This window comes from Nesterenkonia lutea (assembly GCF_014873955.1).
In the GTDB taxonomy this organism is placed as follows: domain Bacteria; phylum Actinomycetota; class Actinomycetes; order Actinomycetales; family Micrococcaceae; genus Nesterenkonia; species Nesterenkonia lutea.
On the sequence record NZ_JADBED010000001.1, the window covers coordinates 463695 to 477455 of the forward strand.

Here is a 13761-nt window from a genome sequence, read left to right on the forward strand (position 1 = left end):
GGCGGCGGGATCCTCGCCCGGCCCGGCTCAGCGCACACCGCGGGCGGCGAGGGCCTCTGCGGTCTCCTCGGCGTGGCGCAGGCTCATCACCAGCAGCGGCATCACCGTGGCACGTGGAGTGGGCCGCATGCCGCGTGCGCGCTGGGCCTCGCGGATCTCGGAGTAGAAGGACAGGATCACGGGCACGGAGCGGATCGTCAGCGAGAGGCCCAGTGAGATGCGCTCCGAGCTGAGTCCGAATCGGGCCAGCTGGGGGTCCAGCGGACGCAGCAGCCTCTCGCAGCCGGAGAGGATGTCAGAGGTCGCCGTGCTCAGGGTGAACAGAGCCGCCAGCAGAACGACGGCGAGCACCCGGGTCAAGTTGAACGCCGTCTCTGCGGGGCTCAGGAAGATCAGCCCCGGGAGGGTCAGCACCAGCACGAGCCATTTGAGCCGCCAGAGCTGGGCCAGCAGGGCTCCCGGGCCGAGGCCGGAGAGCACATAGCCGGCCAGCACACTGGCCCAGATCACCAGCAGCACCCAGGGGTTCTCGCGGAAGATCGACGCGGACAGGGCGGCGAGAAAGATGAAGAGGAACTTCGCGCCCACCGGCATGCGGTGCAGCGCGGAGCGTCCGGCGCGGTAGAGCGGGATCATGGGACCGCCGAGTTCCTGCGTCGCAGCACCGCCGAGTCCCTGCCTCGCAGCGCCAGCCTGCCTGGCAGCATCACCGGGATGCCGGTCGCCGCCGCTCGCGGGCGTGGGTGAAGGGCGCGGGATAGGCCCGCGCCAGTGAATGGGTCAGCGTCACCGCGATCGCTGTCTTGATCGCATCGCCGGGGAGGAAGGCGAGATTGAGCAGCAGCGCCTGCTCCAGGCTCAGTCCCAGCTGGAAGGCCATCACCGGCAGACCGCAGGCGTAGACCACGAGGATCCCGCCGAGCAGCGTTCCGGTGATGGTGCGCCAGAGTCGCAGCGGCCAGGACGACTGGGTGATGAGCCCGACGACGAAGGCTCCCGGTATCCAGCCCAGGGCGAAGCCCGCGCTGGGCCCCGCGAACGCGCCGAGGCCGCCCGACCCCTGCGAGAGCAGCGGCAGGCCAGCCACGACCAGCAGGTGCAGCAGCGCGATGGCTCCTGCCCCGCGCCACGGGCCGAGCACCGCCCCGGCGAGCATCACGCCCAGGGTCTGCAGGGTGATGGGGACGCCGCCGGCCAGCGGGATCGCCGGAAGCTGGCCCAGCACCGCGACCAGGGCCGCGAACATGGCCATCTGGGAGATGCTTCGCACGGCTGAGCTGGTGCCGAGCGGGGCGCTGCGGGTCGCGGGGGAGGCGGGGGTCTGGTGCTGAGATCTGTTGAACACCGTTCAAATATAGCGCCCATCCCGGCTCAGGTTCGGCCTGCGGCGGATTCCCTGCGGATTTCCCGCCTCGAATCAGTCCACAGGGGGCCGGGGCGTTAGAATATTCAAGGACTCGTCCCTCGCGGGAACGGCCGGTCGGCTGTGACCTGCGAGGACGAAAGATGACATCCACCCGAGCACCGATAGGAGTGCGGTCACACCATGTCCAACCCGATCTTCAACACCGGTGCCTTCCCTGACCAGTTCAGCGAGAAGAAGCGTGAGCGGCGCCGGTTCTATATGAATGACCAGGGTGGCGTCACCGAGCAGCAGCGCCGGCAGGCCCCCGCCCAGGGTCAGCCCTTCGCCGCGCAGTACGGCATGCCGGGACAGCAGGCCGGCGCCGGACGCGCAGGTGCGGACCAGCTGAACCAGCAGTACAACCTGCCCGACGCCGCAGGTTCGCAGGGCGCCCCGATGACCTACGACGACGTCATCCGCAAGACCGTCACCAGCTTCGCCGTCCTGCTGGTGGGTGCGGCGGTCGCCGTCGCACTCGGAGTGGTCATGCCCGGTCTGGTGATGGGCCTCGCGCTCGTCGCCGTTCTGGTCGGCTTCGGCCTCGGACTGGTCAATGCCTTCAAGAAGGAGCCGAACCCGGCTCTGATCCTTGCCTACTCGGCCACCCAGGGCTTCTTCCTCGGTGCCATCACCATGATGCTCGAGGGCATGTTCCCAGGCATCGCCGTGCAGGCCGTGATGGCCACCGTGGCGGTCTTCGGCACCATCCTCGCGCTCTTCAAGTCCGGAAAGATCCGGGCCACTCCGAAGCTGAACAAGATCTTCTTCGTGGCGATCATCGGCTATGCCGTGTTCTCGCTGATGAACTTTGGTCTCATGATATTCACCGACATGGGCATGTTCGGTCTGCGTTCAGGCTGGTTCGGCATCGCCATCGGCGTCTTCGCCATTCTGCTGGCCTCGTACTCCCTGGTCATGGACTTCACCAACATTCAGGAGGGTGTGGACGCAGGGGTCGCTCAGAAGTACGGCTGGGCCGCCGCCTTCGGTCTCACCGTCTCTCTGGTCTGGCTCTACATCGAGATCCTGCGAGTCATCGCGATCGTCCGTTCGATGGCTGAATGACCACCGGTGGGTTCAGCGCCGCAGCCTGGCGCTGAGCCCGCGATGCTCTCGTCCGAGAGCCGCCGGGCCCGTTCGACGCATTCGCTGCGTGGGACGGGCCCGTCCTTGTTAAGAACATGTGGATCCCATGTCAGGATGGTCCAATGAACACAGTCGAAAAGATCGAGCTGATGGAAGAGGACGTCCCGCCGCGGATGGCGGAGGAGCAGCGGATCCAGGATGACGTCCCCTGGGGCATCCGGATCGCTGCCGCCTGGTCCTGGCGGGTCATCATGATCCTGGCCTTCATCGGCGTGCTGATCTGGCTGCTCAGCCATGTCTCGCTGCTGATCATCCCGCTGCTGGTCGCCGCCCTGCTGGCCACGCTTCTGCGCCCGCTCCACAACCTCTTCGTCAAGATCAGGTTTCCGCGCGTGCTGGCTGCGATCAGCAGCCTGCTCGTGCTCATCGGCCTGGTGGCCGGGCTGCTGTGGCTGGTCGGCCAGCAGCTCTTCACCGGGTTCGCCGAGATGGCCACCCAGGTCCAGGAGGGTCTCTTCGAGCTGGTGACCGTCGCGGAGGAGACTGCGGCTGGTTTCGGCGTCGAGATCTCCACCGATCAGATCAACCAGGGGCTCGAGGAAGGCCTGACCTACGTTCAGGACAACTCCGAAGCCATCCTCGGCGGTGCCATGAGCATCGGCTCCACCGCCGGCAACATCCTCGTGGGACTCGTCCTGGCTCTGTTCACCCTGGTCTTCTTCCTCGCCGACGGTCGCAAGATCTGGGACTTCATGGTGTTCTTCGCCCCCGGCAAGCACCGCCCCGCCATCCATGGTGCCGGTCGCCGCGGCTGGACCGCGCTGGGATCCTATATGCGCATCCAGGTCTTCGTGGCTGCGGTGGACGCCGTGGGCATCGGCGTCGGCGCGGCCATCCTCGGCGTTCCGCTGGCGCTGCCGGTGGCGGTGCTGGTCTTCCTGGGCTCCTTCATCCCGGTGGTCGGCGCCGTGGTCACCGGATTCGTGGCCATCCTCCTGGCGCTGGTCGCCAACGGGCTGGTCAATGCGCTGTTCATGGTCGGCGTCGTGCTGCTGGTCCAGCAGATCGAGTCCAACATCCTGCAGCCCATCGTCATGGGCAAGGCAGTGAAGCTGCATCCGCTGGCAGTGATCCTCGCGGTGACCGCGGGCACCACTCTGCTGGGCATCGTGGGCGCCCTCTTCGCGGTGCCGGTGCTGGCCTTCGTGAACCGCGCCGCGCAGTACCTCGTGAAGGAGGAATGGCGATCAGACCCCGAGGCGAAGGCGATGGAGCGGCTGGAGAAGGAAGAAGCCATCAAGCGCGCCGCTGAGAAGGAGGTGCAGGAGGCGGAGGAGCAGGCCTCGCTGGCGAACATCACCCGGCGGCTGAAGGAGACCATCCCCGGCCTCAACCCCGACCGCCGAGCCTTCGCACGTCGAGGCGGCGCTGCGGCGGGTACGGTGACACGCACCGAGACCCAGACAGACTCCACGACCCAGACCGGCTCGTCACCGCGCAGCGACCCGCAGGCGCCGGGTGAATCCGGGCCTGCGAGGTCGTCCAGGACACAGACCAGTGGCAGCTCGGGCGGGGAGACTACGATCGCCGGAGACGACCACCCCCGGCCGGAGGATGAGGGCAGAAGAGAATGACACAGATCCGACACAGCACGGGTTCCGCGTCGGAGCCCGCAGCCCGCAGTGATCCAGCCCGCCCAGGAGCACAGCTGAGCGTGCAGCTCGAAGACATCCAAGCGGCCCAGGAGCTGCTCGCCGACATCATCGTGCGCACTCCCATGGAGCACTCCCGCGCGCTGGGCCGCCTGGTGGATGCCACCGTGCATCTGAAGGCCGAGAACCTCCAGCGGGCAGGCTCCTTCAAGGTGCGCGGCGCCTATGTGCGCATGGCCCGGCTCTCCGCGGAGGAGAAGGCGAGGGGAGTGGTCGCCGCCTCGGCAGGCAACCATGCCCAGGGTGTGGCGCTGGCAGCCAAGAAGCTGGGCATCACCGCCAAGATCTACATGCCGCACGGGGTCGCGCTGCCCAAGCTCGCCGCCACCCGGGACCACGGCGCGGAGGTGATCCTCTATGGCTCCGACGTCGACGAGGCCCTCGCCGAGGCGCAGCGGCACTCGGATGAGACCGGATCGGTCTTCATCCATCCCTTCAACAACACCGATGTGGTCGCCGGACAGGGGACCATCGGCCTGGAGATCCTGGAGCAGGAGCCCGAGGTCGACACCGTGATCATGGGGATCGGCGGGGGAGGCCTGTTGGCGGGCTCGGCCGTGGCGATCAAGCAGCAGGCGGCCCGGCTGGGTCGCGAGGTCAAGATCATCGGGGTCCAGGCGGAGAACGCGGCCGCCTACCCGCCGTCGCTGGCCGCAGACGCGCTGGTGCCGATCAAGGGGGTGCGCACCATCGCCGACGGCATCGCCGTGGGACGCCCCGGCGAGATCCCCTTCGAGATCATCAAGGAGCTGGTCGACGAGGTCGTCACGGTCAGCGAGGACGCGATCGCACGGGCCCTGATCTTCCTGCTGGAGCGCTCCAAGATGGTCGTCGAGCCCGCCGGAGCGGTGCCTGTGGCGGCGCTGATGGAGGGCAAGCTCGCCGACCTGGGGATCGAGTCGAAGAACGTGGTGGCGGTGCTCTCCGGAGGCAATATCGACCCCATGCTCATGCTGCGCGTGATCCAGCACGGTCTCTCCGCCGCTCAGCGCTTCCTCACCGTCAAGCTCATGCTCAAGGATCTGCCCGGGGAGCTGGCCACGATCTCACAGATCATCGCCGATGCTGATGCGAACGTCACCGGCGTGGACCACAGCCGGATCGGCGGCGCGCTCTCGATGGGCGAGGTCTCCATCGTGATCAACATGGAGACCAAGGGCGCCGAGCATTCGGAGCGGGTGCTCAACCGGCTGCGCGCCCAGGGCTATGAGCCGATGGTGCCGCAGCACTGACCCTGGCCCTCACAAAGACGACGGCGGGCCCCTCACCAGGTGAGGGGCCCGCCGTCGTCGTTGCGAGGTCTCAGCCCTTGAAGGGCTCCGCGGAGATGATCTCCACCGGGATGTCCTTGCCGTTGGGCGCGGAGTAGCTCAGCTTGTCACCGGGCTTGGTGCCGTTGATGGCTTCGCCGATGGGGGAGCGCTCGGAGTAGACCTCCAGGTCCGTGTCTCCGGCGATCTCGCGGTTGCCGAAGAGGAACTTCATCTTGTTGCCGGCGATCTTGGCCTCGACGAGCATTCCGGGCACCACGGAGTCGCCGGTGGGGGCGTCGCCGACGTAGGAGTTCTCGAGCAGGTCGTTGAGGTAGCGGATGCGCGCCTCGGCCTTGCCCTGCTCCTCCTTGGCCGCGTGGTAGCCGCCGTTCTCCTTGAGGTCGCCCTCTTCGCGGGCGGACTCGATGCGGTCAACGATCTCCTGGCGGCCGGGTCCGCTGAGGTGCGCGAGCTCGCCCTTCAGCCGGTCGTAGGCCTCCTGGGTGAGCCACTGAGCATTCTCGTCGATCTCGGGGGTGTTCGTTGACACGGTTCATCTCTCCTTTTCATGCAAAGACCCCGCCGGGGGACGGCATGGTGTTCCGGCCCTGGGTCCGGAACCTGCCTCGGCGGGGTGTTGTTGCGTTCCACACATGGTAGTGGTGCCGCTCCGGATTCTCAATCAGGACCGTACGGGTCAGTCGGAGCCTGCTCCGGCTTCGGCCGCAGGCGGTGGAAGGAAGCCCGCTTCGCTGAAGGCGGAACGCGCCCTCTCCCCGGCCATCACGCCCAGGAACTCCTCCGCCGCAGCATCGTCCTCCGGATCATCCAGCACCCCGGCCCAGACCTGGGTGGTGGAGCCGTGGAAGCCGGGAATCTCGAAGGTCTGCAGCGGGGTGTCTCGGGCCAGCACATCGGTGACATAGGCCAGGGCCGCATCGCTGCGTCCGGCCGTCAGCGCGGTCAGTGCGCTCTCCGGCTCCGCGGCACCGCCGGCGCTCGCCAGCGTCATGTCCCTGGCCTCGAGCTCAAGGCCGAACGTTCCGGAGAGGTCCGTGATCTGCTCGGTGCAGGGGGCGTCCTCGGCGCAGGTGCTCACGCTCAGGTCAGCAGCGCGGGCCGCGAAGTCATTGAAGCCCTTGATGCTCTGGGGGTTCTGCGGCGTGGCGACCAGCACGAGCCGGTTGCTCGCCAGCGGAAGCGGATCGCCCTTGATCAGGCCGTCCTCGGTGAGCTCCTGCATATGTTCCCGCGAGGCGGTCACGACGATGTCGGCCTGATGCTCGGAGTTCGCGCGGCCCAGCAGGGCTCCTGCGTCGAGGTAGTCGATCTCGGCCGAGATTCCGCTGCCGCGGTCATAGAGGTCGGCGCTGAGCCGCTCCAGCGCAGGCTCGGTGGAGTGAGCCGCCAGCACTCTGACGCTGCGGTCCTCACTGGGCTGGACCTGGTACGGGGAGCCACATGCGCTGAGCACGAAGGCGGCCACGAAGCAGAGCAGGAGCACGAGCGCGATGACGCCGCGGAGTCGGAAGAACAAAGAGTCAGGTTTCACAGACTGGTCCCTGGGTGCGTATGGGAGCCCGTCTGCTAGAGCTCGGTGTGTGGTGCCGAAGGATCGGTGCCGAAGAATCGGTGTTGGACCAACCTACCAGCAGGAGTCGACCATTCCGGTGACTCCACGAGTCTCGGTCCGCACATCGGTGCTGTAGTACTGGGTGCGGTCCTCGGGGCCGGTGCCCTCCTGGGGGCCCAGGGTGACGATCTCCGCCCCGACGACGGCATAGCTGCTGTCGAGCACGTGGATCATGCAGCGGGCCGTGGCGTCGAGATCCTTCGTGACCTGGAAGTCCACTGTGGCTTCCGTGTCTGAGGTGATCGTGTAGCCGACGTCGTTGTGGGTGATCTGGCCGATGGAGTTGCCCACGGTGAAGTAGATCATCGCTGCCAGCGCCAGCAGAAGCGTGCCCAGGATCATCCATCGCTGGGACTTCTTCGACACGCTGCGCCGAGGCGCGCCATACCGCGACTCCATGCCGGAGGGGGCGGTCGCGGTGGTGCTGGACTCGGTCATCGGGACTATTCTAGGTGCTTATGTCGAGCTCTCACCTCACCGCCTCCACGATGTCCTCCCCGGACGACTCCGCAGCCCGCTCTGCACCCCGGGACCTTCCGGACTCCACAGGTCTGCGCATGCTCGCCGTCCACGCCCACCCCGACGATGAGTCCTCCAAGGGGGCGGCCATGATGGCCGCCTACGCCGCCGCCGGCGCCGAGGTGATGGTGGCCACAGCCACCGGAGGCGAGCGGGGCGACCTGCTCAACCCCGCGGCCGGAGAGATCTTCGCCTGCCAACGGGACCTTCCCGGAGTGCGCCGGCTGGAGATGGCCGAGGCCGCTGCGGCGCTGAACGTCCAGCACATCTGGCTCGGCTTCTCCGATTCGGGACTGCCCGAGGGTGATCCGATGCCGCCGCTTCCCTTCGGCAGCTTCGCCACGCTGCCGCTGGAACAGGCCGCGGCACCGCTGGTGCGTCTGGTGCGCAGGTTCCGTCCCCACGTGGTCATCTCTTATGACGAGTCCGGCGGCTACCCCCACCCGGACCACATCATGAGCCACAAGATCACCGTGGAGGCGTTCCGAGCCGCCGGCGACGCCACGCGGTATGAGGACCTGGGCGAGGCCTGGCAGCCGCAGAAGCTCTACTACGACCGCGCGTTCAACCCCGGCCGGTTCGAGGCGATCCACAATGCGCTGGTGGAGGCCGGGTACGAGTCTCCCTACGAAGAGAGGCTGCTGCGCTTCCGCGACGGCTCGATCCCCTGGATGACCGATCATGAGGTCACCACGCAGATTCCGGTGGGCGCCTTCCTGGAGCAGCGGGACCTCGCGCTGCGAGCCCACCGCACACAGGTGGAGCCCGACGGCTTCTTCTTCGCCACCCCCAATGACTTCCTGCGCGAGGTCTACCCCTATGACGACTATGTCCTGGTCGAATCCCTGGTGGAGACCGAGCTGCCAGAGCATGACATCTTCAGCGGGCTGCGCTGACCGGCGCTCGGCTGGGCTGGGCTGATCGGCGCTGGCCTGGCCGGTGCGGGCTGATCGTGCCGGGCTGGAATGACCGGTGCCGGACAGCCAGACTCCATGCGCGGCAGGCTTTCTCGGGTGATTTCTACAACGCGTAGACTTGGCCCAGCTGTCGCCGTCGGCGGCGGCTCCCGCACAGCGGTCCGGCAGGACTGACGACGTTCAAAGGCAGAGACACCCGTGGACCTATTTCCGCTGCTGAGCAGTGTGAGCCCAGGTGGGGGCGGCGGCGACGCTCCCGAGCTTCGTCCTGGACTCAACGAGCAGGACATCACCCCTGGGATCGAGGGATTCCTCTTCACCGCAGTGGTGGTGGTGCTGCTCATCGTGGTGATCCGCGACCTCGCCAAGCGCGTGCGCCGGATGACGTACCGCGCCCAGGTCGAGGAAGAGATGTACGGGGAGGAGCCGGAGTTCCCCGGGGAGATCACTGAGGCTGAGATCTCCGCCGCCCAGCAGCGTTCCCGGGTGGCCGCCGCCGAGGCCCGCTTCGGCCCCGCACCAGTGACCGAGCCGGCCCCGGCCGAAGCAGACCCGGAGCAGCCCCCTTCCCCCCGCTGAGCCCCCACCCCGCTGAGCCCCCAACCCGTCGAGCCCTCAACGCCGCTGAGCGCCCAGCTCTGCTGAGCCGCTCCACCCCGTGGAGGGCGGATTCTCCGGGGAGTTGAGTGGGTTCTGCCCGCACGGAGAATCCGCCGCTCAACGTGGCCGGGCCGTGTCTTACACTGGGCCCATGGTGACCACCCTGCCCTATGGATCCTGGCCCTCGAGCATCTCAGCCGAACAGCTCGCCGTGGGAGGCAACCGGCTCGGCTCCCCACGCTGGGTCGGACCGCAGCTCTGGTGGAGTGAGGCGCTCGCCGCTGAGGGCGGTCGCCAGACCATCGTCCGCACGACCGGGGATCCGCTGACCGTCTCCCCTCACCCCGACGACGCCGCTCGTCCCGAACCGCGGCATCCCGCCACGCAGGGTCCGGACCCCGTGACCGTCCTGCCCGCACCGTTCAATGCGCGTTCCCGAGTCCACGAGTACGGCGGCTCGTCCTGGATCGCGCTGACCCGCAGCGACGACGCCGAGGGTGGCGCTGCGGATCCGCTCGTGCTGTTCGTGAACTTCGCCGATCAGCGGATCTATGCCTTCACCGAGGGGACACGCCCGCGCCCGATCAGCCCGGAAGGACCTGAGGTCCCCTCGGCCGGAGGCCCCTCGCTGCGCTGGGCCCAGCCCACCGAAGTCACCCTGGCCGACGGTACGCGGGAGGTCTGGTGGGTCTGTGAGGAGCATCTCGGCGGAGAAGACGCAGACGGGGCGCCCAGGATCGAGCGCTATATCGCCGCGGTGCCGCTGGACGGCTCTGCGGTCGAGGATGAGTTCGCGATCCGCAAGGTCACACCTGCCTCGCGCTTCGTCGCACATCCGCGGCTCTCCCCGGATGGGACCCAGCTGGCCTGGATCTCCTGGGAGCACCCGCAGATGCCGTGGGACGGTACCCAGCTGCATGTGGGTCACGTCGTCGCCGGCATGGTGGTCAATGAGCGGGTGCTCGACGGCGGCACCCAGGTCTCGGTGCTGCAGCCCGAGTGGAGGCGTGCCGGTGAGCTGGTCTACCTCAGCGACCGCTCCGGATGGTGGAACCCCTGGACCGTGACGCTGGCCCCTGAGGGTATGACTGACGCGTCCGGGCATGTGGGGACAGCCGTCATGGAGGAGCCTCGTCAGCTGCTCACCGATGAGCAGGAGCACGCCGGGCCGCTGTGGCAGCTCGGAGAGAGCTGGCTGACGCCCATCGACGCGGACCACGCACTGAGCGTGCATGGAACGGCCACCGATTCGCTCGGGGTGCTGGACCTCGCCCGCGGCGGCATGCAGCCGCTGGAACTGCCGCACACCACCCTGCACGGCGTGGCCCTGCGCCAGGACGGGGCGCTCGCCGTCTACGGCTCCTCCACCACCGCCTTCCCCGCGATCAGCGTGGGTCGGCTCGGCATCGTGGGTGAGCAGTGGCAGGTCGACCGCCTTGCCGTCGTCCGCTCCTCACGTGAGGACGCTCCTGACCCTGCTCTGCTGCCCGCGCCGGAGCCGATCACCCTCGCCGACGCCTCGGGTCAGCAGATCCACGCGGTGCTGTACCGTCCCCGCCAGGAGGGCTTCGCCGCCCCGGAGGGAGAGCTGCCGCCCTTCATCGCTCAGGTCCACGGCGGCCCCACGGGGCAGGCGGCCGTCGGGCTCTCGCTCGGTGTGGCCTACTACACCTCCCGGGGGATCGGAGTGGTCGACATCAACTACGGAGGCTCCACCGGATTCGGCCGCGCGTATCGGGACCGGCTCATGGGGGAGTGGGGCGTGGTGGATGTCGCAGACACCGTGGCCGTCATGGAGCATCTTGTGACCCAGGGGATCGCCGACGGCGACCGGTTGGGCATCGAAGGGGGCAGCGCCGGAGGCTGGACCACGCTGGCCTGTCTGACCCGGACCACGACCTTCTCCGCCGGGGTCTCCAGCTTCGGCGTGGCCGATCTGGTCGCGCTCGCGGAGGACACCCATGACTTCGAGTCCAGGTACCTCGACGGGCTGGTGGGACCGTATCCGGAGGCCGCGGAGATCTACCGCGAGCGCGCGCCGCTGAACCACGTGGATTCGCTGCAGACCCCGGTGCTGCTGCTGCAGGGAGACGAGGACCCGATCGTCCCGCCGAACCAGGCGGAGATGTTCCGCGATGCCTTGGCCGCGAAGTCCATCCCGCATGCGTACCTGCTCTTCGCCGGCGAGCAGCATGGGTTCCGCAGGGCGGAGAACATCATCACCAGCTTCGAGGCTTCGCTGAGCTTCTATGGGCAGATCTTCGGATTCGAGCCCGAGGGCGTCCCCCGCCTGGAGCTCACCACCTCTGCGGGCTGAGCGGGGGTCCCGGCCCGGTGCTCAACGGGGGTGGGGCGCCGCGCAACGTGGAACTCGAGGCGCCGGTGCGCGAGACTGGGTGGATGGGACACCGCCTCGCCGAAAGCTCCTCGCTGTACCTTCGCTCCCACGCCGAGAACCCCGTGGGCTGGTTCCCCTGGGGCGCTGAGGCCTTCGCCGAGGCGCGCCGCCGGGATGTCCCGGTGTTCGTCTCGATCGGCTACGCGGCGTGCCACTGGTGTCATGTGATGGCGCGCGAGTCCTTCGCCGATGAGGCGCTCGCGGGCGTGCTGAATGAGCGCTTCGTCGCGATCAAGGTGGACCGCGAGGAGCATCCGGATGTCGATGACACCTATATGGCGGCCACCCAGGCGATGACGGGCCAGGGCGGCTGGCCGATGAGCGTCTTCACCCTGCCCGACGGCCGGGTGTTCCATGCCGGGACTTACTTTCCGCCGCGTCGCGTGGGCCAGGTGCCCTCCTTCGCGGAGGTGCTCGAAGCCGTGCACGCCGCCTGGACCCAGCGCCGTGCGGAGGTGGAGACCTCCGCCGAGCAGATCGCCGCCTCGCTCGGAGCCCAGCGCCGCCAGCAGGCAGGCCTGGCCACCACTGTCGCCACGGAGGCGAAGGCCCCGGATTCCTCCCCATCGGCGCCCACCATGGACGCGGCAGAGCTGGACGGTCTGATCGCCGAGGCGCTGCAGGTGCTCGCCGAGCAGGAGGACACCGCGCACGGCGGCTTCGGCTCCGCGCCGAAGTTCCCACCGTCCCCGCTGCTCGGCTTCCTGCTCGAGCACGCCGCCTGGGACCGCGGCTCGCCGGCCGCCGGGCTGGCGATCCGCACGCTGGAGACGCTGAGCCGCTCCGCGCTGTTCGACCAGGTCGAGGGCGGGTTCGCGCGCTATGCCACCGATCTGGCCTGGGCGCTGCCGCATTTCGAGAAGATGCTCTACGACAATGCCCAGCTGCTGGGTCACAGCGCCCGGCTCAGCGTGCACCCCGCCGCAGACGCCGAGCAGCAGGAGCGGGCCGCCCGCCAGGCCAGGATGAGCATCGACTGGCTGACCCGGCGCATGCTCCTCGAGGACTCGGGCCTGCTCGCCTCCTCGCTGGACGCCGACACCGTCGACGAGCACGGCCAGCACGCAGAGGGGGCCACCTACCTGTTCAGCGACGAGGAGCTGCGCCAGGCGGCGCTCGCCGCCGGGCTCGACGAGACCGCGGCGCAGCAGCTTCTTGCCCTGAACCACGGAGTGCCCGCGGATGAACATGCGCTGCGCTCGGGCTCCCCGCTGCACATCACTGCCGAGACCCCGCGCACCCTGCATTTCGAGGCACCGCTGACCGGGGCCCAGACCAGACTCTGGGACCGCGTCCTGCCGGAGCTGCGGCGTCGTCGTGCGCAGCGGAATCAGCCCGCCCGCGATGAGAAGGTCGTGGCCGCGTGGAACGCGCAGGCCATCAGCTCGCTGGCGGTGGCGGCCGCGCTCTGGGCCGATGAGGCCCTGCTGGCCGACGCCGAGGAGTTGGCGCAGCGGCTCTGGGAGACCCACACAGCCCTCGACGACGACGGCGCCGCCCGCGTCCACCGGATCTCCTACGCCGGAGCCCGTGCCGCTGAGCTGGGCGGACTTGCCGATCACGCGCACCTCGCCGTGGCCTGCTTCCAGCTCAGCTCCGCCGGAGCCGCCGGTGCACCCGCAGCAGGAGCACACGGAGACTCCGGAGCTGGGACCAGCGAGACCGGGGGAGCAGCGGGAGAGCGCCGATGGCTCGAGCGCGGCGAGGCGGTGCTGCGGCAGATGCTGAAGACCTTCGTGCAGCACCAGGACGGCGAGCTGCAGCTGCTCGAGACCGCCGACGTCGGCGGCCTGCTCTCCGCCGCCCAGCAGGGCCCGCTGCTGGCCACCCCGCTGGACGGTCCCGAGCCCAGCAGCGTCGCGGCGCTGGGTCAGGCCCTGCAGATGGCCGAGGCGCTGGAGCTGCTCGGCGCCGAGGACATCCGGCCCGCGCAGATCCTGCAGCATGTGAAGCTCGCCGCGCCCAAGGCGCCCACCGTGGTCGGTGCCTCGCTGCTGGTCGCAGGCCGCGCGGCGCGGAGGTCGCCGGCCTTCCGCTTCCTCGGGGGCACCGCCGAACACCTGGTGGAGGTCCGGCGGGCGGGCGCGCTCTATGGGGTGTTGGTGGAGCCGGTGGCAGCGGAGCTGGTGGATCCGGAAAGTCCGCTGCGGCTGAGCGTGTGTCTCAATGCCGTGGGCTCGATGATCTGTCTGCCCCCGGTGGACTCGGTGCCGGCTGCGCTCGATGGCCTGCGCTGAG

Annotated in this window: 12 protein-coding genes; 7 read left to right on the forward strand and 5 right to left on the reverse strand. The window is 68.7% G+C overall.

Going from position 1 to position 13761, the window contains the following annotated elements:
- Window positions 1–27 precede the first annotated feature (27 nt).
- Entirely contained in the window at window positions 28–636 is a 609-nt protein-coding gene (locus H4W27_RS02205; protein WP_192594476.1) for an energy-coupling factor transporter transmembrane component T family protein, read from the reverse strand.
- Between the two features lie 70 nt (window positions 637–706).
- Window positions 707–1345 carry a biotin transporter BioY gene (locus tag H4W27_RS02210; RefSeq protein WP_318782088.1) on the reverse strand — a complete coding sequence of 213 codons (639 nt, stop codon included), beginning with the start codon at window positions 1343–1345 and terminating at the stop codon, window positions 707–709.
- A 201-nt stretch (window positions 1346–1546) separates the two neighbouring features.
- Here H4W27_RS02210 and H4W27_RS02215 point away from each other — a divergent pair, with 201 nt between their 5' ends.
- The 3 genes from H4W27_RS02215 (at window position 1547) to ilvA (ending at window position 5435) form a co-directional block, all read left to right on the forward strand.
- The gene (locus tag H4W27_RS02215) at window positions 1547–2470 is read left to right on the forward strand and encodes a Bax inhibitor-1/YccA family protein (RefSeq protein WP_192594477.1); all 924 of its coding nucleotides are present in this window, start codon (window positions 1547–1549) and stop codon (window positions 2468–2470) included.
- Between the two features lie 143 nt (window positions 2471–2613).
- A complete protein-coding gene (locus tag H4W27_RS02220) occupies window positions 2614–4125 on the forward strand; it encodes an AI-2E family transporter (RefSeq protein ID WP_192594478.1) in 1512 nt (503 codons plus the stop codon).
- An 80-nt stretch (window positions 4126–4205) separates the two neighbouring features.
- The gene (gene ilvA / locus H4W27_RS02225) at window positions 4206–5435 is read left to right on the forward strand and encodes a threonine ammonia-lyase (RefSeq protein WP_318782089.1); all 1230 of its coding nucleotides are present in this window, start codon (window positions 4206–4208) and stop codon (window positions 5433–5435) included.
- A gap of 70 nt (window positions 5436–5505) precedes the next feature.
- On the opposite strand, the gene greA is transcribed toward ilvA, so the two are convergent.
- From greA to H4W27_RS02240, 3 genes are all read right to left on the reverse strand, one after another.
- Entirely contained in the window at window positions 5506–6006 is a 501-nt protein-coding gene (gene greA / locus H4W27_RS02230) for a transcription elongation factor GreA (protein WP_192594480.1), read from the reverse strand.
- A 147-nt stretch (window positions 6007–6153) separates the two neighbouring features.
- The gene (locus H4W27_RS02235; protein WP_192594481.1) at window positions 6154–7008 is read right to left on the reverse strand and encodes a molybdate ABC transporter substrate-binding protein; all 855 of its coding nucleotides are present in this window, start codon (window positions 7006–7008) and stop codon (window positions 6154–6156) included.
- Window positions 7009–7101: 93 nt separating this feature from the next.
- Complete coding sequence (locus tag H4W27_RS02240) at window positions 7102–7527, reverse strand: DUF4307 domain-containing protein (protein ID WP_192594482.1); 426 nt, start codon at window positions 7525–7527, stop codon at window positions 7102–7104.
- Window positions 7528–7577: 50 nt separating this feature from the next.
- Here H4W27_RS02240 and mca point away from each other — a divergent pair, with 50 nt between their 5' ends.
- The 4 genes from mca to H4W27_RS02260 all read left to right on the forward strand — a co-directional run bounded on the left by mca (window position 7578) and on the right by H4W27_RS02260 (window position 13760).
- A complete protein-coding gene (gene mca, locus H4W27_RS02245; protein WP_192596376.1) occupies window positions 7578–8504 on the forward strand; it encodes a mycothiol conjugate amidase Mca in 927 nt (308 codons plus the stop codon).
- Between the two features lie 219 nt (window positions 8505–8723).
- The gene (locus tag H4W27_RS02250; RefSeq protein WP_192594483.1) at window positions 8724–9104 is read left to right on the forward strand and encodes a hypothetical protein; all 381 of its coding nucleotides are present in this window, start codon (window positions 8724–8726) and stop codon (window positions 9102–9104) included.
- A 172-nt stretch (window positions 9105–9276) separates the two neighbouring features.
- On the forward strand, window positions 9277–11442 hold the full coding sequence (locus H4W27_RS02255; RefSeq protein WP_192594484.1) for a S9 family peptidase: 2166 nt from the start codon (window positions 9277–9279) through the stop codon (window positions 11440–11442).
- A gap of 83 nt (window positions 11443–11525) precedes the next feature.
- Window positions 11526–13760, forward strand: coding sequence for a thioredoxin domain-containing protein (locus tag H4W27_RS02260; protein WP_192594485.1), 2235 nt, complete (start codon window positions 11526–11528; stop codon window positions 13758–13760).
- The last annotated feature ends 1 nt before the right edge of the window (window position 13761 follow it).